Source organism: Nitrosospira multiformis (genome assembly GCF_003050865.1).
GTDB lineage: Bacteria > Pseudomonadota > Gammaproteobacteria > Burkholderiales > Nitrosomonadaceae > Nitrosospira > Nitrosospira multiformis_E.
In genome coordinates this window covers 21,802-47,989 of record NZ_QAOK01000015.1, presented here as the reverse complement: position 1 = coordinate 47,989, position 26,188 = coordinate 21,802, and the positions used below count along the sequence as shown (strand labels likewise).

The window sequence follows — 26,188 nt, the reverse complement described above, 5'->3', positions numbered from 1 at the left end:
GGGCAGGGCAGAGTACCCCCGCCGAAAACAGGAAAACAGAAGAGGACAGGAATATGGCGATTACCGCTGCTGGGGCAGGTTCGAACCTGGATGTAAATGGCCTGGTCAGCCAGTTGATGGCGGCCGAACGCACGCCGCTTGCTTTGCTTCAGAAGCGCGAATCCGACTATCAGGCAAAACTATCCGCTTATGGAACCCTGAAAGGCGTCTTGTCTGCTTTTCAGACGGCAATGCAGGGCCTGGCTGATGCTGCGAAGTATCAGGCTATTAGCGCGAGTGCGGCAGATAGCTCCCTGGTGACTGCAACCGGGAATAGCGACGGCAAGGCGGTGCCGGGTAATTATTCGGTGGAAGTACAGCAGCTTGCCCAACAGCAGAAAATCCGTTCCGACGGTTTTGCCAGCACGTCAAGCACCTTAGGCAGCGGGACTTTGACGATACAGTACGGCACTTATGATAACGTCCTGAATACTTTTACTCTCAACGACGAGAAACCGGCGCAAACGATAACGATCGATCCCTCCCGCAACACGCTCTCCGGGGTACGAGACGCCATTAATGCAGCCAATACCGGGGTGAGTGCAACGATTGTGAATGACGGGACCAGCAACAAACTTGTGCTGACCGCAAAGGATATGGGCGCAGCAAACAGCCTGAAGATTACAGTCAGCGACGATGATGGCGTCAATGTCGACGCAGCCGGGCTTTCCAGTCTTGCCTTCGACCCAACCGCGGGAGCTGGCTCCGGCAAGAATCTCACCCAGGTACAGGCCGCGCAGGATGCGAAGCTCCGGATCGAGGGGATCGATATCGCCAAATCCTCGAATACGGTTACAGACGCAATTGAAGGCGTGACACTCAGCCTGCTCAAAACGAATGTAGGCAGTCCGACGACACTGAATGTCTCGCAGGATACCGCTGCTGTCAAGACAGCGGTCGAAACATTCGTAAAATCGTACAACAGCATCAATCAAACGCTTTCCGACCTCAGTTCTTATAACTCGGCAGCGAAGAGGGGCGCAATATTGCAGGGGGATTCGGCTGCGTTCTCGGTTCAGCGCGGAATTCGAGCGGCGTTAACGGCCATGACCGGCAGCGGGAACGGCTTCACCTCCCTCTCCCAGATTGGCGTTACCTTGCAGAAAGACGGCAGCCTGGCAGTGGATGCCGCAAAGCTGCAAGCGTCAATGGACGCAAAATTTGAACAGATCGGCAAGCTGTTTACGATAGGTGGCACCTCCACCGACAGCCTGATCACATACGACGGCGCAACGGACAAGACAATAGCTGGAAATTATGCCGTTACGGTTACACAACTTGCAACGCAAGGCAGCCTCAGCGGAAACCAGGCGGCAGGGCTGACGATAACGGCAGGGGTCAACGATCAACTCAGTTTCAATGTGGATGGGGAGGCAGCCAGTATTACGCTAGCCGAGGGAACTTATGCTTCCGCGGATGCACTGGCGGCCGAAGTGCAGAGCAAGCTGAATGGTTTCTCTGGCCTGACTACCGAAGGAATTTCAGTATCGGTTTCCCAGTCCGGGGGTGTATTGAGTGTCGTGTCGGCACGCTACGGATCCGCCTCCAGTGTCGCCCTCACGGGAGGTAATGGTGCCGGCAATCTGCTCGGGGCCAATCCTGTGGGAGCGACGGGAATGGATGTTGCAGGCTCCATCAATGGTGTTTCCGCTACAGGATCGGGACAGATGCTGACTGCCACTGGCGGAGGAGCGGCCGAAGGCCTGCGCGTCGCCATTCACGGCGGTGCGCTCGGCAGTCGGGGTGCAGTCGAGTTCTCGCGAGGTTACGCCGAGCGATTGAGCAAGGTTGCAGAAGAGTTTCTCGCTACTGAAGGAGTGATCGCCAGCCGGGTCGATGGGCTGAACGCCAGTATCAAGGATATCGATCGGCGCCAGGAGGATTTCAGTCGTCGACTCGAAATGGTTGAGGCGCGTTACCGGGCGCAGTTCTCTGCGCTCGATGCCATGCTGGGCAGCTTGACCCAGACGAGCCAGTTTCTTCAACAACAGCTGGCCGCGTTGCCGACTCTCAACGAAAAATGACAGAAGGGGTAAATATATGTATCCAGCATCTCGCTGCGGTGTAAACGCCTACGCCCGGGTTGGTCTTGAAACGGGTGTAATCACCGCCAGTCCTCATAAGCTCGTTCTGATGCTGTTCGAGGGAGCGCGGATAGCATTGGCTTCGGCGCTTGCTCATACACGCAGCGGGCAGATCGCGGCCAGGGGTGAAGCGATTTCCAAAGCCATTGCAATCATCAGCTCCGGCTTGCAAGCCAGCCTGGACATCAAAGCAGGAGGAGAACTCGCACAGCAATTGAATGCACTTTATGAGTACATGGGGCGCCGGCTGTTGCAGGCCAACGTTCATGACAAACCGGAATACATCGAAGAGGTAAATAGTCTTCTTGGCGAGCTACACGAGGCATGGGAAGCGATCGGATCGTTCACGCAGCCAGGTGAAGACGGAAAGATAATTTCATCCGTCACCCATGACGGCATTGCCAATCTGAAAAAAGCGTAATGATGATGACAAGTGCAGAAAACCTTGCTGTGTTTCAGTCCCTTTCCGATCTTACGGGCGAGATGAGAGAAGCTGCCCAGGCGAGTGAATGGGATCAGCTTGCGGGATTGGAGCGACGCTGCGCAGCCCTGGTGGCGCAGCTCGAGGCTGCAGAACCGGTGCGGCTTCCTCCGGATATGCAGCGGCGGAAAGTTGAACTGATTCACAAGATTCTGTCCGATGACGCAGCGATACGCGAGTACACGGAACCCTGGATAAGACAGGTTCAAGCTCTGCTCGGCACTGCCAGCCGCTCGCGGTGCGTGCGTCAGGCATATGAGTCGGGAGCGTGGAATATTTGATGGGTACAGATAGACCTGTTTAATTCGCCCCGATATCCCGGCAGAGGGGTCAACCATCGGAACAGGAGAATTCGATCTGCGTGCATCCGACACAATCGCGGCAATAACCTCAATCCATCCGGTTCAGTCTTCACTTCAAAGACGTGAGGATTTTACTTCGTTCCTCGCCGGACTGGAGCCAGGGCGTTCTCTGAGAGCGCAGGTACAAGCCCTGCTTCCCAATAACGAATTCATCGTAATGCTGCACGGCCGGGAAGGTCGAGACAGGCAGATGCTACAGATGAAATTACCCCGGAGCGCGCATCCGGGCGAAACTTTCAATCTGATTTTTCTATCCCGCGCGCCAAAGCCGACGTTCGGGTTCGTGCCCGACTCTCCACCATTGGCTTCGCAGCTGAGCGAGACGGGGCGTTTCATCAGCACGCTGCTCCAGCAGCCGCTTCTGCTTCCTTCTGACAGCCGGTCTGCACAGCCAGATGCAGCGCCCTTACTTTCCGCACCGCCCCGTGAGGGTACGCCGGCCCAGCATACGCAACTGGCTCAAGGACTGATGCAAGCAATCAGTTCAAGCGGGCTGTTTTATGAGTTTCATCTGGCGCAATGGGTGGCCGGCAAAAGATCATTGACAAGCCTGTTGCTGGAACCGCAGGGACGTTTATCGAAAAACCTCTCGCAGTCGCCTGGTACTGCTTCGCTCCCGGCTTCACCGGGAGGCGAGCTTCGTTTACCAGTTCCCCCGCATCAGGATTACTCGAATCCCATGCATCGCGATACTCAAGCGCTCTTGCGGCAGCAACTGGATGTTCTGGAAAACGGGCATCTTCAGTGGCAAGGCGAAATCTGGCCCCGCCAGACTATCGAGTGGGATACAGTCGGGGAGAAGATGGATGAATCGGAAGGTGACAGCACCACTCGATATCCCGTATGGAAAACCAGTGTACGTCTTTCGCTGCCGAATCTGGGATTTATCAGCGCGGTTCTGAGGCTTGGTGAGTCCGGAGTCGAGGTTCGTCTTGCTGCAACCGAATCGTCCGCCGCGATCCTGCGGGCGGGGGCAGAACACCTCTTAGCAGGATTGGATTCCGCAGGAATCAGATTATCGAGTATGGGTATCGAGGCGGATGAAAAGGCTGAATCGGTCTGAGGCTGCCATTGCGCTGGCGTATCGCACTGGCGATCATGCGCCGCAGGTTGTTGCCAAAGGACGCGGTCTGGTTGCCGAAAATATTATCCGGGAAGCGCGAAGACACGGAGTTTTCGTTCACGAATCTCCGGAACTGGTGTCCTTGCTCATGCAGGTGGATCTGGATCAGCACATTCCCCCGCAGCTCTATCGCGCGGTGGCGGAATTGCTCGCATGGCTTTACAAGATGGAAGCCGGGGATCAGAACAACGAGGAGTCCCCGTCAATCCCGTTCAGCTCCTAAACCGGCATATTCATAATATCCTGGTAGGCTGCGACCAGCTTGTTGCGTACTTGCACCGTGTACTGAAACGAGATGGATGCTTTCTGCAGCGAGATCATGGCTTCAGTCAGATTGGCCTCGGGCGCGCCCAATTCAAAATCTCTGGCAAGCTTCGATGCATGCTGCTGAACGTTATTGACCTGATCCAGCGATCTCCTGAATACGGTTGCGAAATCGACACGTCCCGCTTCACTTCCATTTTCGTCTCCATTCGCTATTGTCCCGGCTGAACCCACTTTGCCACCAGCAAGCGCAGCGCCCGCGCGTAGCTGGGTGAGTATCGAATCTATGTTTGAAATGTCCATGGTTTCCGGCAAGTACTTTTGAAAGACATACAAGATAGCACTCTCTCCTGTATTCCGTTTTTTGAAAAGGCCGTAAAACCAGTTTCTTTTTCCCGTATTGAAAGCTGCAGCCATGGTGATAATGGCGACTGCCAAGAGGTTTGCCAAGATACGCCTATCCATATATGACAAAGAAAAATAAACGCGATTCGATCTGGAGTGCAGGACTGGGGAGAAACAGGTGACAGCGGGTACGGATGCCGTAACAATGAACGGCGCAATGAACAGTGCCGCAAGCAACGCGGCCAATGGCGCGGTAAGCAGCATTCAGGGTCGACTGCAAAGCTTTCTAACGCGATTATCCAGCCAGCAGAAAATCGTGCTCATGCTGACCGTTTCTTCTGTGGCTGCATTGCTGGCGGCCGGATGGATGTGGACTCAGGCACCGGACTACAAGGTGCTGTTCAGCAATGTCTCTGACGGTGATGGCGGCGCAATCATCGCATCCCTCCAGCAGATGAATGTGCCCTATAAATTTGCCGAAGGCGGTGGAGCGATACTCGTCCCATCGAATCAGGTGCACGACACCCGTCTCAAACTTGCGTCCCAGGGGTTGCCAAGAGGTGGCCTGGTGGGCTTCGAACTGATGGAAAAGCAGAAGTTCGGTACCAGCCAGTTTCTTGAGCAGGTCAATTTCCAGCGCGCGCTGGAAGGTGAACTGGCCCGTTCCGTCCAGGTGCTGGCAGCTGTCGACAGCGCCAGAGTCCATCTGGCGATCCCGAAGCAATCGGTATTCATGCGGGAGCAACAGAAACCCAGCGCATCCGTGCTGGTGAACCTCTACCCCGGCCGCACACTCGATCCCCAGCAGGTCAATGCGATTGTCCACCTCGTTTCCAGCAGCGTCCCCAATCTGCACGTGAAGAATGTGACGGTAGTGGATCAACAAGGCGATTTGTTGACCAGGATCGATGAATCGAACGCCAATACGGGACTGGATCCAGCCCAGCTCAAGTACTTGCATGCGCTGGAGCAAAGCTATATCAAGCGGATCGAGGCGATTCTGATTCCCATTGTGGGACAGGAAAATGTCCGTGCCCAGGTCGCGGCTGAGGTCGATTTTGCACACTCCGAACAAACCAGCGAAACGTACAGACCCAACCAGGACTCTGCAGGCTCCACGATCCGCAGCCAGCAGACTTCGGAATCCACGGCTGTGGGCACCCAGAATGAAGGCGGCGTTCCGGGCGCGCTTTCCAATCAGCCTCCGGTTCCGGCAACCGCTCCGGTTACCACGCCGCCGCCAGCACCTCCCGGAGCAAATTCCGGGCAGTCACCCGGAGCAACCGCGTCCCAATCCCGTGCCCCAAGCAGCACGCGCAAGGATGCCACCATCAATTACGAAGTCGATAAAACAATCCAGCATGTGCGCAAACCAGTCGGCGGTATAAAAAGACTTTCTGTTGCAGTCGTGGTCAACCACCGCAAAGTCGTGGACGAGAATGGTGTCATCAGCGCCAAGCCGCTGAGCGAGGTGGAGAAATCCCAGATTACCGATCTGGTGAAAGAGGCTGTGGGATTCAGCAGGGAACGCGGGGATACACTGAACGTGGTCAACAGTCATTTCACAGGTGTGGAACGGGAAGCAGTGCCAGAACTCCCATTGTGGAAACAGCCCGAGGTCATTGAACTGGCTCAACAGATCGGAAAAACGCTTCTGATTGGCGGGTTGATTCTTTATCTGGTGCTGGGTGTGCTACGTCCTTCGCTCAAGCGTATCAACCAGCCAGAACCTCCACTTCTAGCCGAATCCGGGACCGATGAGCAGCATGTGCAACCTGTTCCCGCACTGAAACCCGCGCCACAACCTTCCGAATACGAGCAAAGACTGACGCTCGCGCGCCAGCTCGCAAAAAAAGAGCCGAAGCTGGTGGCAAACGTCGTCAAGCAATGGGTGGCCGGTCATGAATGAGGAGGGCATCTACAAGAGCGCAGTCCTGCTCCTGTCATTGGGCGAAGACGAGGCGGTGCAGGTACTGAAGCATCTTAATCAACTGGAGGTACAAAAACTCGGCGCTGCGATGGCCAAGCTCCGGAACCTGAGCCAGGAACAGGTCGATAGTGTTCTGGGCGATTTCTGCGGCCGAGTCATGCGTGAGCCGCTTTTTCTGGATGTCGATCCGGAAAACTACGCGCGTACGGTGCTCGAAAGAGCTTTGGATGAAGGTAAATCGACAGACAGCATCAGCCGCATTCTCGAGGGACACGACACGAGCGGGATCGAGGGACTCAAGTGGATTGATTCGCAGTCAGTCGCGGAACTCATCAAGGGGGAGCACCCGCAGATCATTGCCACCATTCTCGTCCACCTCGACCGTCACCAGGCCAGTGAAATTCTCGGGCAACTGAGTGAGCAGCTTCGCAATGACATCCTGCTGCGTATCGCCACGCTCGAAGGCATTCAGCCTTCTGCATTGCGCGAACTCAATACCGTGCTGACCGATTTGTTGTCTGGTAGTGAAAATATCAACAAAAGCTCGGTGGGGGGCATTCGTACCGCAGCGGAAATTATCAACTTCATGGGTAGCGCCGCGGAAACCTCGGTGCTTGATAATTTGCGGGAATTCGACGCGGATCTGGCGCAAAAAATAATGGACCAGATGATTGTATTCGAGAACCTCATGGATATTGACGACCGTGGAATTCAGACGCTACTGCGGGAAATTCAATCTGACATCCTGGTGATCGCGCTGAAAGGCGCAGCCTGGGATCTGCGTGAGAAAATTTTCAAGAATATGTCGAAACGAGCATCTGAAATCCTGCGTGAAGACCTGGAAGCGATGGGACCCGTAAGGGTAAGCGAAGTTGAAAACCATCAGAAGCAGATATTACAGGTCGTCCGGCGACTCGCAGATGAGGGGCAAATCGTGTTCGGCAGCAAGAACGAAGAAAGCTACGTATGAGTAAAGTTGGTGCGCAGGCAAAAAGTCGCGGCGAAAGACCAAGAATGACGTCTCAGGCAAGCCAGATCATTCTCAAGGAAGATTTGTCGACCTATCGTCGCTGGCAAATGGATGTCCTGGAGCAAGGCGCAATGCTCGAGGGGCCGGTGGACGCTTCAGCTGACGCCAAAGACGAGACAGTGCCTGAGCAAATACAGGTTGCGCTGCCTACAGTCGAGGAAATCGAAAAAATACATCAGGAGGCCCGGCAGGAAGGCTATGACGCAGGCTATGAAACTGGCAGGGAGGCTGGCATGAAAGCCGGTTACGATGCCGGCCGCGAGCTCGCCAGCTTTGAAGCTGGGCAATTGACCGCCGTATTTCGCGGTCTCCAGGAAGCCTTGGCAAGTGCTGACCAGAAGATTTGCAATGCTCTGCTTTCCCTTGCACTCGATGTTGCCAAAGAGATGGTGCGTGAGGCGTTGCGGGTGAAACCGGAACTTGTTTTCGCGGTCGTTCGCGAATGTATCCAGTCTGAGCCGGTACTCGGGCAGCCGGCACAACTATTTTTGCACCCGGAAGATGCTGCCCTGGTACGCACGCACCTGAATCAGGAGCTCGAACATTGCGCCATCAGCCTCGATCCTCGCCTGGAGCGGGGAGGGTGCCGGATCAGGGTGGGACCCAGCGATATCGATGCCACCGTGTCCACCCGCTGGCGCCGCATAACCCAGGCGCTGGGGCAACATAATGACTGGCTGGAGGGTCATTGATGGAAACCTTATCCCATGCCGATCGATGGCAAGGATTTCTCAAAAACTGCGGCGGGCTCGCGGGAGTGTCATCGCCCTTCCAGGTTTCCGGAAGTCTCACGCGTGTTACCGGATTGATAATGGAAGCAACGGGCCTCAAGCTGGCTGTGGGCAGTGGATGCACCATACTGATGCCCAACGGCAACAGCATGGAGGCTGAGGTAGTGGGTTTTCATGGTGACAGGCTTTACCTGATGCCAGCCCATGGCATGTTCGGATTGGCTCCCGGCGCCAAGGTCGTGCCGTGGGACCACGCCGGCGTGCTTTCTAATCCGGTCAGCGCGTCCCGCCAGCGGCGCCGGGCATCTGATCAGATCAGCCGGTTTCCAGTGGGAGAAGCGCTACTGGGAAGGGTGGTGGATGGCACGGGGCGTCCCCTGGATGACCTTGGCCCATTAGAGGTGGAACGTTCGGCTCCGCTCGCAAGTTCGTCCATCAACCCGCTCGACCGGGAACCGATCAGCGATGTCCTTGATGTAGGGGTGCGCGCGATAAACGCCCTGCTTACAGTGGGGCGCGGTCAGCGCATGGGCCTTTTTGCCGGATCCGGCGTGGGAAAGAGCGTCCTGCTCGGTATGATGGCGCGCTATACCAGCGCCGATATCATTGTCGTGGGATTGATCGGTGAGCGCGGAAGAGAGGTCAAGGATTTCATCGAGCAAATCCTGGGTACTGAAGGATTGGCGCGTTCGGTGGTAGTGGCAGCACCCGCAGATACCTGGCCCCTGATGAGATTGCAGGGTGCGTCCTATGCGACTTCTGTCGCTGAATACTTTCGGGACCAGGGAAAAAATGTTCTATTGATCATGGACTCACTCACCCGTTATGCAATGGCGCAGCGTGAGATTGCGCTTGCGATCGGGGAGCCTCCCGCGACCAAAGGGTATCCGCCTTCCGTATTCGCCAAACTGCCGCAATTGGTGGAGAGGGCGGGGAATGGAGTCAAGGGCAGCGGTTCGATCACTGCTTTCTATACAGTGCTAGCCGAGGGGGACGACCAGCAGGACCCCATCGCTGATGCGGCAAGGGCGATTCTGGATGGCCACATCGTGCTTTCGCGGCAACTGGCGGAAAGCGGGCATTATCCTGCCATCGATGTCGAAGCCTCCATCAGTCGCGCCATGACCAGCCTGATCCCGCCCGAATATTTTGAGCAGGTGCGTAATTTCAAGCAGCTTTTTTCACGCTACCAGCGTTCGCGCGACCTGATCAGCGTAGGAGCGTATTCTCCGGGGAATGACAGGTTGCTGGATCGAGCGATTGCCTTGTATCCAAAATTCGAACGTTTTCTTCAACAAACCATGGTGGAGCGCGCGGGGTATGAAGAGAGTACCCGAAGCCTGGAGGCTCTGCTGGCCTCAAACCTCAATTAACCTCAATTAGCCGTTGCCTGATCATGCCAAAAACTTCTGCGTTGGAAACCCTCATCGAACTGGCACAGACCCGCATGGATGATGCGGCGCGAAGATTGGGATTTTTGAACGCTCAAGGCCTGGATATGGAAGCGAAGCTGGTTTTGCTGACCCAGTATTCGGACGAATACCGGGCCCGCTTTCGGGCTTCCATGCAGCAAGGCCTCACGGCGTCGGGGTGGCGAAATTATCATGAATTCATCGACAAGCTCGACACTGCGATTTCCCAGCAACAGGAAACCCTGGCGAACATGCGGCAGCGTGTCGCTGCCAGTGAAGCCGCGTGGCAATCGGAGCGGCGTGTTCTTAACTCTTATGACACCTTGGCGCAGCGTCACAGGCAGACCCAGTTGGCCCACCAGGCAAGGCGCGAGCAGCGGGAAACAGATGAGTGGGCGAGCAGTGCGGCTATCCGGCCCGGCTCGATATAGTTGAGCCATACAAGATAATAAACTCCTGAAAAATCGAATTCCGAGAGCAACCTATGCTATCCGTATCATCGAGAACCGCTTTGCATCCCGTCAAGGATACTTTGACCGAATCGAGAAGCGCTACCCAGGAATCCGCGCCCGATTTCCGCAAACTGCTTGCTGCCGAAGTAGGCGGTGATGATAAAGCACCGGATACAGGCGCCAGCGATCCGCAAGTGGGCATGGCGGCGGATGCCACCGGAAACGGTCTTGGCATACCCGGAAATCCGTCCCTGAAAGATTCTGAAGACACGCACGGTGAGACAGGGGCTGAAGAGGATTGCAGCGGCAAAGAAGGGAATATGACAGCTGAAATGCTGGCCGGCGGGTTCCAGCTCGCTCGCCTTGCCACGGTCACGGAGATACCAGGTATTACAGATGCTTTACACCTCCCTGGTACCGGCCGAACCCCGGATACCGTAAGCGGAATTGAAACTCGAATCCCTGCAGGTATGCCGGTCCAGCAGCAGCCTGACGCTGCATTCAGTCAAAGGAATGCAAACGATCGGCCTCGGTCTGCTGCCGGACAGATCACTTCATCTGCGGCCTCGATAGGACACGAGGTAGGACGCGAGGCGCAGGCGGGGGGAGACGCAAAGTTACCCGATCCCTCAGGACTGACACCGGGAGAGAACGTTATCAGCGTAGCGCAGGTCATGGGGGCCGGAATGTATCTGAGTTCTGCTATTGCGGGAGGCTCTCAGGAGGGACAGACGACTGTTCGAACCGCTTCCTCCAGAATCGTGTCTGCCCCCGCGGCAGGCGGGAAACTACCGCAAGATATGAAGTTCACAGGGGTTGCAGCGCACGAGATGTCTCATTCTGATTCCGCCTTCTCAGAGAGCAGGCTGGCCGGAATCTCCAGCAGTCTTGGCGATTTCCTGCGGGATGCTGGACATCTGCGTCCAGCCTCGACCGCAGGAAGCGATACTTCTTCGCTCTCCACATTAACTGCACCCGTCGTGCCCCACGAACTCCTGACTTCGTCCCCATCTCCACGGCATCTGATAGTCGAGCCAGGTGCAGTGCCTGGCATCGCAGATCTGGGTGATCCTTCTTTCAGGCTGGAACCGCGCGTGGGCACAGGGAGCTGGGATAATGCCCTGGGTCAGAGAGTACTCTGGATGGTATCTCACCAACATCAGATCGCTGAACTCAATCTGAACCCACCTGATCTGGGACCGCTGCAAGTCGTCCTGTCCGTAAACAGCGATCAGGCCAGCGCAGCATTTGTATCCCAGAACCCTGAGGTTCGGCAAGCACTCGAAGCGGCGCTGCCCCGGCTGAAGGAAATGATGGCGGAAAGCGGAATCAATCTGGGCAATGCAACAGTCAGCGACCAGGGATCCCGGCAGCAAGGAGATTTCGAAAGGCAAAATAGTGGAAGGTCTCATTATCGGCAGGAAGAAAGCCGGATAGCCTCGGCAGGGACAAGCCTCGGAATGAGCCGCAGTACTGCTGATATTCGCGGGCACCAGCTCGTGGATACCTTTGCATAGTTTGAGTGCGGTTTGTGGCCGGCCAGGTATAGAGAATCCCTGTTTATGACGCCGCAGGCTGGAATCTCCAAATTTCGAGATAACCTGTTTTTTCCCGTTTGTTTCTCACATTGAAGGCAGGGCATCAGTTCAATAATGCCTCCTGAGCAAGCGTAAAACGGCTAACAGGGCACAAATATGGCAGTCAGACCAAATAAGCAAAGTAAAGACCCGAGGGAAGTTAAATTGGAGCAGAAATCCGGGAAAGGCAGGCTCGTTCTGATTATCACGGCGTGCGCCCTATTGCTGGGAGCAGGGGGCGGCGGCGCAGGATGGTATTTCAGCCAGGTCTACAACGGGACAGGCGCGCTGCCGAAGCCTAAACCTCCTGTGTTTCTCAATCTGGAAACCTTTACTGTCAACCTCCAGCCGGAGCACAGCGAACAGCATCTCCAGACCAATCTTACCTTGAAGGTCGAAGATGAGAGCGTGGTGGATTTAATCAAACTGCATATGCCGGAAGTGCGCAACCGCGTGCTGCTGTTGCTTTCGGGCAAGACAGCCACGCAGATTTCGAGTATCGAGGGAAAAAAGAAGCTCGCTTCTGAACTCACTGTCGAGATAAATCGCCAGTTCAGCGAGGGGCATGTGACAGAATCGGTTGAGAACGTGCTTTTTACTTCGTTCGTGATTCAGTAGCTCCATGAGAGATGATTTCCTTTCACGCGAGGAGGTGGACGCTCTCCTCAGGGGAGTGAGCAGTGGATCCACGGCAATCGAACAGAGTACGGCCAATCCCGGTTTCCGCCCCTATAACCTGGCGACGCAGGAACGCATCGTGCGGGGGCGCATGCCCACTCTCGAGATCATCAATGAGCGCTTTGCGCGCCTTCTGCGTCTCGGACTGTTCAATTTCATGCGCCGGAGCGCAAATGTCACCGCAGGACCGGTAAGGGTTATCAAGTTCAGTGAATTCGTGCGCAACCTCGCTGCACCAAGCAACCTGAATCTCGTGCATATAAAACCTTTACGCGGTACCTCGCTGTTTGTATTCGATCCGACACTGGTATTTCTTGTGGTTGACAACCTGTTCGGCGGCGATGGGCGCTTTCTTCCCAAGACTGAAGGTCGCGATTTCACTCAGACGGAGCAGCGCATTATCCAGCGCTTGCTCAACCTGGTCTTCGACAGCTACGGCAAATCCTGGCAACCGGTTTATCCGATCGAATTCGAATACCTGCGGGCAGAAACGAATACCCAGTTTGCCAATGTAGCGACACCGAATGAAGTCGTGATTGCAACCACCTTCGAGGTCAATTTTGGTTCCGTAGTTGGGGAAATGCACATCTGCATGCCCTATTCCACTCTCGAACCGATCCGCGATCTGCTGTCGAGCGCCTTGCAAGGCGAGGCATTGGAGGTGGATAAACGCTGGGTCGGTCGCCTCTCAAAACAGGTGCAGTCGGCTGAAGTGACACTACTGGCAAATCTGACGCATGCCCAGGTCAGACTCGATCAGATCCTGAATATGAAGGTTGGGGACGTTATTCCCCTGGATATTCCGGAATTCGTTACTGCAAGCGTGGATGGAGTGCCGATCATGGAATGCAGATATGGAATTTCGAATGGCCGCTACGCTTTGCGTATGGAGAAAATGCTTGCTTCCGGGAGCAGTGAATGAGTGAAGTTGAACGCCGCGATCTGTCCAGGCGGCCCTTTGTGAATAAAACTGAGGAGATGAAAGTGTCTGTAACACCAGCCAATTCTGCAGCTCAAGCGCCAGCGGACCAAGATGAGACAATTGCGGCCGGGGATACTGCCTCGGGACAGATATTCGAGCAATTCCAGAATACGCAGAAGGTACAGGTCCAGAATGACATTGATCTAGTCATGGATATACCCGTTCAACTCACTGTGCAGTTGGGGCGCACCAAGATCGCCATCAAGAACCTGTTGCAGTTGGCGCAGGGTTCCGTGGTGGAACTGGATGGGCTGGCAGGGGAGCCGATGGATGTTCTGGTAAACGGTTATCTGATTGCTCAGGGCGAAGTTGTCGTAGTCAATGAGAAGTTTGGTATACGCCTGACCGATATCATCACGCCGAGTGAACGGATACGCAAATTAAACCGCTAATCGTGAAAAGAAAATATCAGGACCCGTTTTTGCCTCGGGCGGTGTTCTGCAGTCTCCTTTCAGCAGCAGCGCTCTGGCATTTCGCTTCACCGGTCATGGCGGCTGGGGCGAGCGACAGCACAGTTACTTCCAGCGGCAGTCCCTTGCAGGTCATGCTCGGTCTGGGAGTGGTGCTCGCTGTGATTGCAGGTTGCGCATGGCTGCTCAAGCGCATGGGTGGGGCATACAGTGGACATGCAGGAGTGGTCAGGATAATCGGGGGATCAGCGGTGGGACAGCGCGAGCGCGTCGTTGTGGTCGAAGTGGCCGAAACCTGGCTTGTCATTGGCGTCGCACCCGGGCATGTAACGGTATTGCATAGCATGCCCAAAGGCGACATTGGCGCAAGCATGCTCCATTTCTCCGGGACGCCAGGACATGTCGAAAAAGATTCGAATTTTTCAGGGTGGCTGAAACGGTTGGCAGAAAAACATGGTAGATAGCGTGTCAGGTAAAAAATCTCGATCCAACATACGTATTGCCTACGGAGCCGTGCTCGCAGCCTTGTTGCTGACTACGTCCGTGGTCGCGCTGGCACAGGCAAAGGGAGGATTTCCTGCCTTTAGCAGCATGCCTGCATCCCGGGGTGGACAAACTTATTCATTGAGCCTGCAAACACTGCTGCTGCTGACATCGCTGACATTTCTGCCAGCAGTGCTCCTGATGATGACGGGTTTTACCCGCGTCATCATTGTCCTTTCGCTGCTGCGGCAGGCCCTTGGCACCCAATCCTCCCCACCCAACCAGGTGCTCGTCGGATTGGCGCTGTTCCTGACTTTTTTCGTCATGAGTCCGGTATTCGACAAGATTTATCAGGACGCATACCAACCTTATGTGGAAAACAGGATGACGATGGAGCAGGCATTGGAGAAGGGCACCGTGCCGCTCAAAGCTTTCATGCTGAAACAAACCCGGGAGGCCGATCTTGCGCTATTCGTCAAACTCTCGGGCAGGCCCCAACTGAACGGACCGGAAGAAGTATCCCTTCGGGTGCTCGTTCCGGCCTTCGTTACCAGCGAGTTGAAAACCGCATTTCAAATTGGCTTCGCAGTATTCATTCCTTTTCTGATTATTGACATGGTCGTGGCATCGGTGCTCATGTCGATGGGGATGATGATGGTATCGCCGGCTCTCGTCGCACTGCCTTTCAAGATCATGCTCTTCGTGCTAGTCGATGGATGGCATATGCTGATCGGTTCGCTGGCAGAGAGTTTTTATTGAGGATGCAACATGTTTATCCACGGACGAAATGATGGAAAAGAACCATGACACCTGAAAGCGTAATGACACTCGGCCAGAAGGCAATGGAAGTTACCTTGATGGTTTCCGCCCCCTTGTTACTGGCCGCGCTGGTCACCGGATTGCTGGTCAGCATCTTTCAGGCTGCCACCCAGATCAATGAGATGACTCTGTCTTTCATTCCCAAACTCGTGGTCCTGTTTGCCATGCTGGTGCTTGCAGGGCCGTGGATGCTTTCGGTGCTGCTCGATTATATGAGGCAGGTACTGGAAGGAATTCCTGGAGTGATCGGATAGTTGTCAGGACTACCCGGAAAAAGACAGGCGAGAGCGGCATCTTGCCTGTAACATCCGTCCTCCAGTGCTCGCTGGACCGGAGAGATAAAGCAGAATTTCATTATTGTTAAATGATCACGCTCAGCTCGGCCGATCTCAATGCGTGGCTCATTTCCTTTTTCTGGCCTGCCACCCGTATTCTGGCGCTCCTCTCGGTAGCGCCCGTATTGGGAAATCTTGCAGTTCCTGCCAGGGTGAAGGTGGGATTGGGTATCTTCGTTGCGCTGGTCGTGGCGCCCACCCTCGAACCCATGCCAAAAATCGAGCTGGTTTCCGCTCCCGGCCTGCTGGTCCTCGGTCAGCAGATCATGATCGGGCTGGCAATGGGCTTTGCCATGCGCATCATCTTCAGTGCGATTGAATTGGCGGGAGAGATTGCAGGCTTGCAGATGGGCCTGGGGTTTGCTACGTTCTTTACGCCTCACAGCGATGGCAGCAGTCTTGTTCTGGGGCGTTTCCTGGGTCTGCTGGGAACGCTCGCATTTTTATCATTCAACGGCCATCTGTTGATGCTGTCTGCGCTGATCGACAGCTTCAACGCCTTCCCGATCTCCACCGAATCCTTTTCAAATATGGGATGGAAAAGGCTGGCGGAGTGGGGGAGTATTATTTTTAGCGTCGGCCTGCAACTTGCGTTGCCGGTGGTCGCGGCATTATTGATTGTCAACCTGGCGTTGGGCATTCTGACTCGCGCGTCGCCCCAACTGAACGTCTTTGCGGTGGGTTTTCCGATTACCCTGATGGTTGGAATGTCGGCGCTCATGCTGTCGCTTCCGCACTTTACTCCCGTGATCGAGCGATTGATTACCGAAGGGTTGCAAACCATGCTCGAGGTGGCGCAAAACGCCCGTTGAGCTCAGTGGCTTACCCTACGGCGAACGAAGGCAAGGCTGGCAAGGCCTATACCGAGCAGGGCCAGGGAACCTGATTCCGGAAGCTCGTTGATTGCAACGATAGCGTTTTCATCGGCAGGGCCTGCAAGGTTGAGAAGTTCGAGACTCGATTCCGTTCCCTTCTTGCTTTTTTTGAAACCGGATATCTCTCCTGTAGCCTGCATCAAACCCCAGCCACTTAAAATATCTTCCGTTCCAAATAATTTTCCGCCCCCCTTCGCACCGAGAAAACTTCCTGTCCCACCCGTTATGCTGAAAAAGGAGTCCTTTAGCGTGAATATGGATGGGTAGAGGGTAGGAACGAACCATCCGGAATAATCAGCAAAAATTTCATCCCCGCTTGACACGGTAAATGTCATCTGTCCGTCAAATGAGAGGCTATTTCCCACTGAAGTAATACAGTCGTTGGTTGCAATGGAAACTGATCCCAGAAGCGAGCTCACTCCGCTACCGGTGATCGTGCCTCCGAAACATCCCAGATGAGGCTGATAGCCAACCTCCTCATGTATGATTGCGTTTATGGTTAAAAGTGCTGCCTGTGCGCCAGCGATTGGCGTCATGCCTGCCATGCCTGCGATGATTGAAGCTATCAAGCGCTTTATCAGCGTTGTGCGAGTTGCTTTCAATTTAAGCTCCTTAATTATTGGCGCATCAATTATTCAAATCTCACGTCAAAGAAAGTGTAAAAGAATCCGACGTGCTGCCAATCTATAATGTGCAACTTCCCACGTCAACCTCGCGGATTGAATTTTCCCTATCTGCTGCTAAAGTAAAAAAACGGAAAGCAGAAATGAATCAATGATGTCTTCGCCAGAATCGGTAGGAGTCGTGCCAATTAGGGGAGGGGAAAATGAGCACGCTCGATCATGCCACTTTTATTAGTCGTCTGAAGGGAAAATCGATCAACACTAGCGGATTGAGGCAGTCCTACCCCGATTTGAACATGAGAGGGTTGCCGGCCGACGGAATGATGGAAGGCACTCTTCCAAACCTCGAGCGGCTCTGGGAGATTATCGATAATTATGATCACGACGGGAACGTCAATACCATTTCAGATCCTCCCGCCGTGGCGATTGCCGAGTGGTTGTTTGCCGGAACAGGAGGCGCTGAGCCTGGGACGGGTGAGTCGACAAACTGGAAGATGCTTGCGGAACTGGGTGACAGGAGTATCACGAACAATAGCAATGCGCATAAAACGGCGATCGAGCGCACGGGCATCGGCTTGTATTATGGCGACCATTCCCAATTCCATGACGACATTCTAAGAGGAAACCAGGCAGCGCTGCGGACACAGATTGACGCCATGAGCATGGGCAACTGGCGAATGGGATCGATTGAACCCGGGTACATCACGATAGAAAAAACTTCAGGGGAGGCAACGCGTCTACGTGAAAGTTCGTGTATCGGATGGGTAATGGAGAATGTTCAGGCCGCCTATGAGGGGGTGGGCCAGGGAGCGCGTTTTGCAGAAATAAATGCCCGGGTAAAGGAGGCGGACTTACGCGGTACTGTCCTTTGTGAAGAACTGCAAAAGGATGGGTGGACCGGCGTATTTTATAGCCCGCGGACATCCGAAGACCTTTCTGCTGCGGACGAGCGCGAGAAACTCGGAGCTCTCAATATGGCAAAGGCGGGTGCGCGCATCTGGAAGTCCCCTGTTTCGGGATCTGCCGGCGTTCGCTGCGATGCGGTCGTTTCCGATTACCGTGGGGTAACACCGGACGGCAAAACCGAGGTGTTACTGGAAAAACTGGAGAAGGCGCCATTCTTCGTAGGAGTAGCGAATGGCGGTCTGCATACCTTCGTGGGACATAACGGGAGCGTGTGTGATTTCCACTGGAAGGCGCAGCCGGATGACAGGGACGCGATGACCGAGAACCCTGTTCGCCAGTGGGCGTGGGACACAGGGCTTTACATGATTCCACCCGGTTATTGGTAAGAAAACTCCAGGCGAAACAGGTGAGATAGTAGGTCGGGTTGAGCGAAGCGGAACCCGACCTATCGATTCGCTTTCCCGATTCAGCGAGAAATCGTTTAAATGGAAAGTTTTTTGCCGCGTTTATCGGCTATAAGGCGTTTTCAGCCATTTTCAGCCCAATAGCCTTGCCATGCGGCCCAGTGCACTCTCCAGGTTGGACATTGCGGTGGCAAAGGAGAGCCTGATGTAACCTTCGCTCCCAAAAGCGGAGCCTGGCACCACCGCGACACCCCCCTGTTCCAGCAGATATTCGCTAAAGGTGATATCGCTGCGATCCTTGATCATCCCGTTACCGTGCAAACGTGCGATTGCTTCCCGTGCATCGGCAAACGCGTAGAACGCTCCCTCGGACAGCAGGCAACGGATGCCGGCGATACCATTGAGGGCATCAGTCACGAAACGATTCCTCTGGCGGAACGCTTCCACCATCGGTGTGATACAGGATTGATCGCCATTCAGTGCTGTTTCAGCTGCGACCTGGGAAATAGAGGCAGGGTTTGAAGTGCTCTGCGACTGGACATTCTCCATTGCGGTGATGATGTGGGCGGGACCTGCGCAATAACCAATCCGCCAGCCCGTCATGGCATACGCCTTCGAAACCCCGTTGAGCACCACCGTGCGGGGATACAGGGCCGGACATGCATTCAGAATATTGACGAACTTGCCATCCGATAGCAGGATGTGCTCGTACATGTCATCCGTGGCAATCAGGATATGGGGATGCCTGAGTAGAACTTCTCCCAATGCCTTGAGTTCGTCCAAAGTATAAACCCCCCCGGAGGGATTGCTGGGGCTGTTGATAACGAACATTCTGGTTTTCGGTGTAATGGCTTGCTCGAGCTGATCTGCTGTAATTTTGAAACCCTGCTCGATACCCGCCTCGACAATGACTGGCTTGCCTTCGGCGATCAGGACGATGTCAGGATAAGAGACCCAGTAGGGGGCCGGTATGATGACCTCATCCCCTGGATTGATGACAGACAGTGTTAGATTGAAAAAGCTTTGCTTGCCTCCGCACGAAACCAGGATTTGTCCCGCAGTATAGTCGAAGCCATTTTCGCGCTTGAACTTGGCGATGATTGCATTCTTGAGGCCAGGTGTTCCACCGACAGCCGTATATTTCGTAAAACCGCGGTGAATCGCGGCAACTGCGGCATCCTTGATGTGCTGTGGGGTATCGAAATCGGGTTCGCCGGCGCCCAACCCGATAATATCCTTGCCTTCCGCTTTCAGGCGTGCGGCTCGGGCAGTGACAGCCAGAGTAGGGGAGGGCTTGATGGCCTGAACGCGCTTTGAGAGTTCCACAATAATATCCTTACTAATGTCCTTATGCTAATGGCACTTGTGCTGCGTGATAAAATCAGCCATCAAGTCGCGAATGATGCTACATGCGCTGGTTGGAGGAGATGGAAAAACGCCCACCTTTTGATGAGGCTGAGATTTGAAACATGATGAAGTGGGGCAGGGTAACCAGTTCTCTCCTGCAATTCCCGGAAAGCTCCATCTGACCGCCTGCACCGCGCATACTTGCGAAAAATACGCAATCCGCTTCTCCAGTTTGACGAGGAGTCAGGCGAAGCAGAAACAATGCTGCAAGTCATGGAATTAACTGAAAAACAGTAGACTATGATGGATTTGGATTATACCCGTGATTATTACCTTTCCCAATAGCCCTTATAAGCTCAACCAGCTATTTCAGCCCGCAGGCGATCAGTCGGCGGCGATCGAAAAACTGGTGGAGGGAATAGAGGACGGGCTGGCATTCCAGACACTGCTGGGGGTGACGGGCTCCGGCAAGACCTTTACGATGGCCAATGTCATTGCGCGGCTGGGACGTCCCGCCATTATCATGGCGCCAAACAAGACTCTGGCGGCTCAGTTGTATGCGGAAATGCGGGAGTTTTTCCCGGAAAATGCCGTCGAGTACTTTGTATCGTATTACGACTATTATCAGCCGGAAGCATATGTCCCATCGCGGGACCTTTTTATCGAGAAAGATTCCGCCATCAATGAGCATATCGAGCAGATGCGCCTGTCTGCTACCAAGGCGCTACTCGAACGGGACGACGCCATCATCGTCGCCACGGTGTCGTGCATCTATGGGATAGGCGATCCTGTGGATTATCACGGAATGATCCTCCATCTGCGGGAGCATGAAAAGATCACGCAAAGGCAGGCAATACAGCGTTTGACAGAAATGCAATACGAGCGTAACGAATTCGAGTTCAGCCGGGGAACCTTCCGGGTGAGGGGAGATGTGCTCGACATCTTTCCCGCGGAAAGCTCGGAAACCGCCGTGCGTGTTTCCCTGTTTGATGATGAGGTGGAAAGCATGACATTGTTCGATCCTCTTACCGGTCGCACTTCGAGAAAGGTATCGCGCTATACCGTTTATCCTTCCAGCCATTACGTGACGCCAAGGAGCACCACCTTGCGCGCCATCGAGACAATCAAGACCGAGTTGAGGGAACGCATGGATTTTTTCCACCAGCACAACAAGCTGGTGGAGCTGCAGCGCATCGAACAGCGCACCCGTTTCGACCTGGAAATGCTCAACGAACTGGGTTTCTGCAAAGGCATCGAGAACTATTCGCGCCATCTGTCAGGAAAAAAACCGGGGGAGCCACCGCCTACCTTAATGGATTATCTGCCGCCCGGAACGCTGATGGTGATCGATGAGAGCCACGTGACGGTTCCGCAAGTCGGAGGAATGTACAAGGGTGATCGGGCCCGCAAGGAAAATCTTGTCGATTATGGGTTTCGCCTGCCTTCAGCGCTGGATAACCGTCCCCTCCGGTTTGATGAATTCAGGAAAATCATGCCGCAAACGGTGTTTGTATCCGCGACGCCGGCGGAGTTCGAAAAGATACATAGCGGGCAAGTTGTCGAGCAGGTGGTACGGCCCACAGGTCTCGTAGACCCGCAGATCGAAGTTAGACCGGCCAGCACTCAGGTGGACGATCTGATGTCGGAAGTAAGGCTACGCACAGCTAAGGACGAGCGGGTGCTGGTAACGACGCTCACCAAACGGATGGCCGAGGACCTGACCGACTATTTTGCCGACCACGGCATCAGAGTACGGTATCTGCATTCCGATATCGATACGGTGGAAAGGGTGGAGATTGTGCGTGACCTGAGACTGGGAAAGTTCGATGTGCTGGTCGGCATCAATCTGTTGCGTGAGGGTCTGGATATGCCGGAGGTATCGCTGGTAGCCATACTGGATGCAGACAAGGAGGGCTTTCTTCGTTCAGAGCGATCATTGATACAGACGATCGGTCGCGCAGCGCGTCACATCAATGGCACCGCACTTCTTTATGCGGACAGGATCACTAACTCCATGCGGCTTGCAATGGATGAGACCGAGCGACGGCGCAACAAGCAGACCCTGTTCAATCAGGCGCATGGTATTACGCCGCGAAGCGTGCATAAGCGCGTCAAGGATTTGATTGACGGTGTTTACAGCATGGAAATAGCCCAGCAGCAGCTTAAGGCAGCGCAAACGCAGGCGCGGTATGAAGCCATGAGCGAGACGCAGCTGGCAAAAGAAATCAAGTCAATGGAAAAACAGATGCACGAGGCAGCAAAAAATCTCGAATTCGAGAAGGCGGCGGAATATCGGGATGAATTAAAAAAATTAAAAAACAAGCTCTTCGTAGGATTTGTGGAACCCGAGGATGAGAAAGGGACGGACGCGGCGAAATCCCGGGGGAAGTTGCCAAGAGCGGTGAGATAGGCAGATTGAAGGCCAGGAAGCGTCAACACGCTTTTTCTGCGCTAATTGATCACCGTGGCCGAGTTCGCGAAAATAATTTCCTTGAAGGTACGATTGTGGGTCTTGCTGTTGAAGTTTTTCATGACAAGACTTTGATCAAAACGTACTCGGTCACCCACTTTAACCCGCATCGTTGGCGCCGCGATCCAGAAACGTTTCTCGGTATTCGCCAACTCCATATAGGTATAGCCCGGAGCATCCAGCGTGGAGAGAACCTTGCCTTCATTGGCTGGCATTCCTGTCGCTGAGCCGGCTGCCGAGGCGCCTGCGCTGGCACCGGCATTTTCCGCAAGGGCGGACAGGGGGGTGAAAAATAGGATGCCAATAAAAAAAGCTGTCGCAAGATATGCTGTCTTCAAAACGACTCTCCTCAGTAAATAATAGCCGCGCAATAATATACCTCAATCTCCCCGGTTCCAACGGAAAATTTTCCGGGAAAAAGCGGGCGCAGACTTTTCAGGTTTTCAGGAACATGCTTCAGCGTGTCCCCGTCCAGGGATCTGTCGGCGCATCATCGCGATGTTGGCTACCCGTTGCGGGAGCATTCCGGGGATCGAAAAGAAAAAGGGAGGGTGTCGAGCCATCCAGCACTGTGGGAGTACCGGGAACAGGCCGCTGCATCACCGTAATTCCGGGAGCCACAGTATTTGAGGATAATGATCCTGCCACGGATTGATCCTGCTGTTGCAGCACATTGCCGGCGCTCATTCCCCCATGATCGTATTTGCGAGCACAGATAGCCGCGCCTTCTACTATGCTGCGCCCCGCTTTCTGCTCCGAAGCCTCGCAGGAAAGTTTTTGATATTCCACCATGTATTCCGAGGCTTCCTTGTAGCGGCCGGCTTTCATCAATTCTCTTACATGAAGTTGTGCATCACGGAATTTACTTTGAGGGTCGGATTGTTGAAATGTCAGGGGCACATCCTCCGCGAAAGCACTTGTAATCCACACCATGGAGATAGCCACAACGATGAGTCGCATATCAGCTCCTTTCAGTGAATGGAATTCTTGAGGGATTATAGAATGATGATTTCAGAAAAAAACCCCCGCAATTTAGGTATTTACTTTTCCATTTATCACGCCAGGGCGCTTCTTTCTTTTACAGGCTTCTTCCACAGGTGTGCCACAAGCATCTGAGCGGAGCATGAGATCAGGATATCAGGAAGGATTGGAAAGTGAAGGATACAAAAAAGAGACCCGGCAAGGAGTAGTCGGCCTTTACCGGGTCAGTGGCATCCACTACAAGAGGGAGAAAAAAGCGGATGCCTGAGTATCATTTTCCCTTAGTCTGATTATGGTTTCTGTGCGCAGGCGCACATAAAATTGAATTTTTTTGCTCTGGCATTCGCTCACAAGGAGAAAGCATGAAAAATGTTCCGGCAGTCCGTCGCTCTGGTAACGATGCCCATCCTGGTCCAGGCAGCGGATATAACGGAAGGACCTCGACCACCAATGCCAATTATGTCGACCCCTCCGCCCGAATGACAATCAAGCCCGGAATGAAAATTGATCATCTGTTTATTCGCAATCTGAAGCAGCCTTACATTCTTCAGCACCTTACTGATCGGGGCTATTATGTTGGCGAAACTGGTGTGCTTCTCTTTGATGCGCTTGAAGGCCGTGGTGAACAGCTGCTTGCTGCCACTCAGCGGAACTATTTCCTGATTTGCGTATAATGTATATTATGTTAAATTCAATACATAAGAAACATTAAAGGGCATGCCTGGCCTCCGCTCATGGATATCATGATATCTTGGAAGCTGAGTCATGCGTTGATGGACACAATTGGCCCGCGGGCTTATCGACAGCGCGAGCATGCGCTGCATTGGGCCAACAACCACAGTCCCCCGCCATGATATTTCCCCCCATCTTATCTATCACGCCATCCCCAAGTCACTCAAAATCTGCGCGGAATACAGCCGGGTTTCCAACGGCTCTATTTTCTCCCCGCGTAACCATTTGGCCAGGTTCCCCTCACCCCAGTTATAGGCTTTAAGCGCGAGTTCCCACGTACCAAACTTCTTATACAGCCTGGCCAGAAACTGCCCCGCATAATCGATGGCTTGGGCCGGGTTAAGCGGGTCTACGCCAGGATGCCAGCGCGTCACGATTTGCATTATTCCCATTGCCCCGGCGCTGGATACTGTGCACCCGGAAACAATGTCATCCCGAAAACGTGACTCCTGCCACGCCAGACGCGCCAGCATATCGGACGGTATTCCGTAACGCTTTTCCGCTGCTTCAAGCAGTGGTTTATACCTAGCGCCGCGCCCGTTCAAATCATCGACCCAATTCTCCATACACACCCCGAAATCAGATCAAGACATGCGTCAGGCACATAATTTTATCAGGCCGCGTCATGAATTTCGAATAAGAGCGGCCAGTGCACTGCACTCCACCGGCATAAGGAGAGTTTCGATGACTGCAGGCCCCTGTGCCTCCAGGTCGTTCTCTATCCGTTCCCAATCGAGTTCATGCACATGGCAGTCAATATTCTTGGCCGGCATGGTTTTCAGTACTTTCCGTGCCCTGGTGTTCATGCCTGCACCTCCTCGCCCGCTTCCTTTTCCAGAAGAGAACGCTTGCGCTCCACCCCCCAGCGGTAACCTGCCAAGGCGCCGTCGTTGCGCACTGCCCGCACTGTATGGGGCGAGCCGATGCGTCTTGCAATATCTGTGTAGCGGACCGTCTGCCCCACGGGAATTTCGCACAGGGCTTGCCACACACGCTGCTGAAACGAAGTGCCGCGCACATCAAGCGGCAGATCCAGGCCGATACCCGGCGCCTCGATAAAGGCGACAACCTGGGCCACCAATTGTTCAAAATCCGCATCCCCGCCGATCAGGTCGGCACGATAAAAATTGCCGTCCGCTTCAGTGCTGCGCGCCTTGACAGTGGCCCAACGCGGGTCATTGAGCGTTGCATCGACAAGCTGTGCTTTTTTCATTGATGTATTCGGACTCATGATCGCATTCGCTTATATGCTGATAACGACCGCCAATTTACCAATGCCGCAAGCCCCCCGCACTCCGGATCTTGCTTTCGAATTCGATGATTAACTACCCTGCTTTACCATATAAAAGTTGAACAAGCAGTCGTGTTACCTGTCTCAAGGTTGTATGTAGGTGGTATGTAGAATATCTGAGTCATCCCATTCTGCACAATGACCCTGATGAAACATCAGAGCAGTTTGCCGACATGAAGTACTGGGTGGGTTATGATCCTCCCGTGGGGCGCAAGCGCCGGCCCGCAATCCTTGCCACCCCGATCGAACCCATCAAAGAACTGCTGATCAAGGGCATCCGGCACGATGGATCGACCTTTCGCCCAAGCGACTGGGCCGAACGATTATGCGGCGTCGCGGCGCTACTGGACTCAGATGCGACAGTGCCAATCCGTGCGCATCAAGCAGCTCGCCCTGGTTTCTACTGTTCTTCCCACGTACGGCCTGCCATCATTAGCGGTGTCATTTGCGTGATCGTCGACCTGCGTCTGCGCGACCTGGAGAAGCGAGTCTGGGATTTCGTCACAGGCTTCGCGCACGATAACAATCTCATCATGTTCGAATATTGTCAATTTGCCGGAGGCTTGGTTTAGGGCGCAATGGAACTTAAAACCTGACCAAGGCACATGGGGCACCTGGGCACTCTGCAGGAGACGCGACACGGTAGCGGAGGACGTTGAATAGTTTGCATCGTCCTGGATCAAAGATTGGCTTTTTAGACGGAAGGTTATTCCTTCTTTATTTCTGTTCCCTTCAGTATCGGCCATTTGGCAAACGCAAGAATCCATAGAAGAATCAGGATGCCCCCAGGGATCAAGGCAATCCAGGATAATGCCGGTTTGAAACCTGCTCTTTCGAAGATTCTCCAAAATGGAACGACGAAAAAGAGTGCGGATATTATCAGCCATTGCAGGATCGCAAATTCACTCATCTTACCTCCCACTATTCAATATGACTCTTGCGGCTTCAACCACAAGAGCCCTTTCACTATTTTTCAATTTTACCTGTCGCTATATCTGATGGCAGTTTTTTCAAAAAAGCTT

Annotated in this window: 32 protein-coding genes; 23 read left to right on the top strand and 9 right to left on the bottom strand. The window is 54.1% G+C overall.

The window, feature by feature from the left end:
• The first annotated feature begins 53 nt into the window (after positions 1 to 53).
• The 5 genes from fliD (at position 54) to C8R21_RS09240 (ending at position 4,312) form a co-directional block, all read left to right on the top strand.
• Positions 54 to 2,063: a flagellar filament capping protein FliD gene (fliD, locus tag C8R21_RS09260; RefSeq protein ID WP_107762432.1), complete on the top strand. Its 2,010-nt coding sequence runs from the start codon at positions 54 to 56 to the stop codon at positions 2,061 to 2,063.
• A 16-nt stretch (positions 2,064 to 2,079) separates the two neighbouring features.
• Positions 2,080 to 2,544 (top strand): flagellar export chaperone FliS, encoded by a 465-nt coding sequence (fliS, locus tag C8R21_RS09255; protein ID WP_107762431.1) that lies wholly within the window; start codon positions 2,080 to 2,082, stop codon positions 2,542 to 2,544.
• Positions 2,544 to 2,885 (top strand): flagellar protein FliT, encoded by a 342-nt coding sequence (locus C8R21_RS09250; RefSeq protein WP_107762430.1) that lies wholly within the window; start codon positions 2,544 to 2,546, stop codon positions 2,883 to 2,885. The genes fliS and C8R21_RS09250 overlap by 1 nt, the downstream gene beginning before the upstream one ends.
• A gap of 280 nt (positions 2,886 to 3,165) precedes the next feature.
• A complete protein-coding gene (gene fliK / locus C8R21_RS09245; RefSeq protein ID WP_181258889.1) occupies positions 3,166 to 4,029 on the top strand; it encodes a flagellar hook-length control protein FliK in 864 nt (287 codons plus the stop codon).
• Positions 4,007 to 4,312, top strand: a complete 306-nt coding sequence (locus C8R21_RS09240) for an EscU/YscU/HrcU family type III secretion system export apparatus switch protein (RefSeq protein ID WP_107762428.1) — start codon at positions 4,007 to 4,009, stop codon at positions 4,310 to 4,312. The genes fliK and C8R21_RS09240 overlap by 23 nt, the downstream gene beginning before the upstream one ends.
• Here the strand turns inward: C8R21_RS09240 and fliE are convergent.
• On the bottom strand, positions 4,309 to 4,656 hold the full coding sequence (gene fliE, locus C8R21_RS09235; protein WP_107762462.1) for a flagellar hook-basal body complex protein FliE: 348 nt from the start codon (positions 4,654 to 4,656) through the stop codon (positions 4,309 to 4,311). The genes C8R21_RS09240 and fliE overlap by 4 nt on opposite strands.
• Before the next feature lie 220 nt (positions 4,657 to 4,876).
• On the opposite strand from fliE, the gene fliF reads away from it, so the two are divergent.
• From fliF to fliR, 13 genes are all read left to right on the top strand, one after another.
• Positions 4,877 to 6,607 (top strand): flagellar basal-body MS-ring/collar protein FliF, encoded by a 1,731-nt coding sequence (fliF, locus tag C8R21_RS09230; RefSeq protein ID WP_107762427.1) that lies wholly within the window; start codon positions 4,877 to 4,879, stop codon positions 6,605 to 6,607.
• Positions 6,600 to 7,598, top strand: coding sequence for a flagellar motor switch protein FliG (gene fliG, locus C8R21_RS09225; protein WP_107762426.1), 999 nt, complete (start codon positions 6,600 to 6,602; stop codon positions 7,596 to 7,598). The genes fliF and fliG overlap by 8 nt, the downstream gene beginning before the upstream one ends.
• Positions 7,595 to 8,350, top strand: a complete 756-nt coding sequence (locus C8R21_RS09220) for a flagellar assembly protein FliH (RefSeq protein WP_107762425.1) — start codon at positions 7,595 to 7,597, stop codon at positions 8,348 to 8,350. Before fliG ends, C8R21_RS09220 begins: the two co-directional genes overlap by 4 nt.
• Positions 8,350 to 9,762 (top strand): flagellar protein export ATPase FliI, encoded by a 1,413-nt coding sequence (gene fliI / locus C8R21_RS09215; protein WP_107762424.1) that lies wholly within the window; start codon positions 8,350 to 8,352, stop codon positions 9,760 to 9,762. Before C8R21_RS09220 ends, fliI begins: the two co-directional genes overlap by 1 nt.
• A 23-nt stretch (positions 9,763 to 9,785) precedes the next feature.
• Positions 9,786 to 10,232 (top strand): flagellar export protein FliJ, encoded by a 447-nt coding sequence (fliJ, locus tag C8R21_RS09210; protein ID WP_107762423.1) that lies wholly within the window; start codon positions 9,786 to 9,788, stop codon positions 10,230 to 10,232.
• 53 nt (positions 10,233 to 10,285) lie between these two features.
• Complete coding sequence (locus C8R21_RS09205) at positions 10,286 to 11,770, top strand: flagellar hook-length control protein FliK (protein WP_107762422.1); 1,485 nt, start codon at positions 10,286 to 10,288, stop codon at positions 11,768 to 11,770.
• A 225-nt stretch (positions 11,771 to 11,995) separates the two neighbouring features.
• Positions 11,996 to 12,448, top strand: a complete 453-nt coding sequence (gene fliL, locus C8R21_RS09200) for a flagellar basal body-associated protein FliL (RefSeq protein ID WP_258192332.1) — start codon at positions 11,996 to 11,998, stop codon at positions 12,446 to 12,448.
• Positions 12,449 to 12,452: 4 nt separating this feature from the next.
• Complete coding sequence (gene fliM, locus C8R21_RS09195; RefSeq protein ID WP_107762420.1) at positions 12,453 to 13,430, top strand: flagellar motor switch protein FliM; 978 nt, start codon at positions 12,453 to 12,455, stop codon at positions 13,428 to 13,430.
• Positions 13,427 to 13,882 carry a flagellar motor switch protein FliN gene (fliN, locus tag C8R21_RS09190; protein ID WP_107762419.1) on the top strand — a complete coding sequence of 152 codons (456 nt, stop codon included), beginning with the start codon at positions 13,427 to 13,429 and terminating at the stop codon, positions 13,880 to 13,882. Before fliM ends, fliN begins: the two co-directional genes overlap by 4 nt.
• Positions 13,883 to 13,884: 2 nt before the next feature.
• Positions 13,885 to 14,364, top strand: a complete 480-nt coding sequence (fliO, locus tag C8R21_RS09185; protein ID WP_107762418.1) for a flagellar biosynthetic protein FliO — start codon at positions 13,885 to 13,887, stop codon at positions 14,362 to 14,364.
• A complete protein-coding gene (fliP, locus tag C8R21_RS09180; protein WP_107762417.1) occupies positions 14,354 to 15,142 on the top strand; it encodes a flagellar type III secretion system pore protein FliP in 789 nt (262 codons plus the stop codon). Before fliO ends, fliP begins: the two co-directional genes overlap by 11 nt.
• A 44-nt stretch (positions 15,143 to 15,186) precedes the next feature.
• Positions 15,187 to 15,456, top strand: coding sequence for a flagellar biosynthesis protein FliQ (gene fliQ / locus C8R21_RS09175; protein WP_074975681.1), 270 nt, complete (start codon positions 15,187 to 15,189; stop codon positions 15,454 to 15,456).
• Positions 15,457 to 15,566: 110 nt separating this feature from the next.
• On the top strand, positions 15,567 to 16,349 hold the full coding sequence (gene fliR, locus C8R21_RS09170; RefSeq protein ID WP_107762416.1) for a flagellar biosynthetic protein FliR: 783 nt from the start codon (positions 15,567 to 15,569) through the stop codon (positions 16,347 to 16,349).
• A 2-nt stretch (positions 16,350 to 16,351) separates the two neighbouring features.
• Here fliR and C8R21_RS09165 read toward each other — a convergent pair whose 3' ends face one another.
• The gene (locus tag C8R21_RS09165) at positions 16,352 to 17,014 is read right to left on the bottom strand and encodes a PEP-CTERM sorting domain-containing protein (protein ID WP_107762415.1); all 663 of its coding nucleotides are present in this window, start codon (positions 17,012 to 17,014) and stop codon (positions 16,352 to 16,354) included.
• Positions 17,015 to 17,238: 224 nt separating this feature from the next.
• On the opposite strand from C8R21_RS09165, the gene C8R21_RS09160 reads away from it, so the two are divergent.
• Complete coding sequence (locus C8R21_RS09160; RefSeq protein ID WP_107762414.1) at positions 17,239 to 18,327, top strand: hypothetical protein; 1,089 nt, start codon at positions 17,239 to 17,241, stop codon at positions 18,325 to 18,327.
• Positions 18,328 to 18,477: 150 nt separating this feature from the next.
• On the opposite strand, the gene C8R21_RS09155 is transcribed toward C8R21_RS09160, so the two are convergent.
• Positions 18,478 to 19,671 (bottom strand): pyridoxal phosphate-dependent aminotransferase, encoded by a 1,194-nt coding sequence (locus C8R21_RS09155; protein ID WP_107762413.1) that lies wholly within the window; start codon positions 19,669 to 19,671, stop codon positions 18,478 to 18,480.
• Positions 19,672 to 20,014: 343 nt separating this feature from the next.
• Between C8R21_RS09155 and uvrB the strand changes: the two genes are divergently transcribed.
• A complete protein-coding gene (gene uvrB / locus C8R21_RS09150; protein WP_107762412.1) occupies positions 20,015 to 22,102 on the top strand; it encodes an excinuclease ABC subunit UvrB in 2,088 nt (695 codons plus the stop codon).
• Between the two features lie 41 nt (positions 22,103 to 22,143).
• Here uvrB and C8R21_RS09145 read toward each other — a convergent pair whose 3' ends face one another.
• Both C8R21_RS09145 and C8R21_RS09140 read right to left on the bottom strand, forming a co-directional pair.
• Complete coding sequence (locus C8R21_RS09145) at positions 22,144 to 22,500, bottom strand: NrfJ-related protein (protein WP_258192331.1); 357 nt, start codon at positions 22,498 to 22,500, stop codon at positions 22,144 to 22,146.
• A gap of 118 nt (positions 22,501 to 22,618) precedes the next feature.
• Entirely contained in the window at positions 22,619 to 23,122 is a 504-nt protein-coding gene (locus tag C8R21_RS09140; RefSeq protein WP_107762410.1) for a hypothetical protein, read from the bottom strand.
• Between the two features lie 163 nt (positions 23,123 to 23,285).
• On the opposite strand from C8R21_RS09140, the gene C8R21_RS16420 reads away from it, so the two are divergent.
• A complete protein-coding gene (locus tag C8R21_RS16420) occupies positions 23,286 to 23,411 on the top strand; it encodes a hypothetical protein (protein ID WP_258192330.1) in 126 nt (41 codons plus the stop codon).
• Positions 23,412 to 23,505: 94 nt separating this feature from the next.
• Entirely contained in the window at positions 23,506 to 23,817 is a 312-nt protein-coding gene (locus tag C8R21_RS09135) for a hypothetical protein (protein ID WP_107762409.1), read from the top strand.
• Positions 23,818 to 24,018: 201 nt separating this feature from the next.
• On the opposite strand, the gene C8R21_RS09130 is transcribed toward C8R21_RS09135, so the two are convergent.
• The 3 genes from C8R21_RS09130 to C8R21_RS09120 are packed head-to-tail and all read right to left on the bottom strand — an operon-like array spanning position 24,019 to position 25,106.
• On the bottom strand, positions 24,019 to 24,441 hold the full coding sequence (locus C8R21_RS09130) for a lytic transglycosylase domain-containing protein (RefSeq protein ID WP_107762408.1): 423 nt from the start codon (positions 24,439 to 24,441) through the stop codon (positions 24,019 to 24,021).
• Positions 24,442 to 24,498: 57 nt separating this feature from the next.
• Positions 24,499 to 24,681, bottom strand: coding sequence for a hypothetical protein (locus C8R21_RS09125; RefSeq protein ID WP_107762407.1), 183 nt, complete (start codon positions 24,679 to 24,681; stop codon positions 24,499 to 24,501).
• Positions 24,678 to 25,106, bottom strand: coding sequence for a methylated-DNA--[protein]-cysteine S-methyltransferase (locus C8R21_RS09120; protein ID WP_219906635.1), 429 nt, complete (start codon positions 25,104 to 25,106; stop codon positions 24,678 to 24,680). Before C8R21_RS09120 ends, C8R21_RS09125 begins: the two co-directional genes overlap by 4 nt.
• Before the next feature lie 233 nt (positions 25,107 to 25,339).
• Between C8R21_RS09120 and C8R21_RS09115 the strand changes: the two genes are divergently transcribed.
• Positions 25,340 to 25,738, top strand: coding sequence for a DUF3579 domain-containing protein (locus C8R21_RS09115; protein WP_107762406.1), 399 nt, complete (start codon positions 25,340 to 25,342; stop codon positions 25,736 to 25,738).
• A 134-nt stretch (positions 25,739 to 25,872) separates the two neighbouring features.
• Here C8R21_RS09115 and C8R21_RS09110 read toward each other — a convergent pair whose 3' ends face one another.
• Positions 25,873 to 26,076 (bottom strand): hypothetical protein, encoded by a 204-nt coding sequence (locus tag C8R21_RS09110; protein WP_107762405.1) that lies wholly within the window; start codon positions 26,074 to 26,076, stop codon positions 25,873 to 25,875.
• Positions 26,077 to 26,188 lie beyond the last annotated feature (112 nt).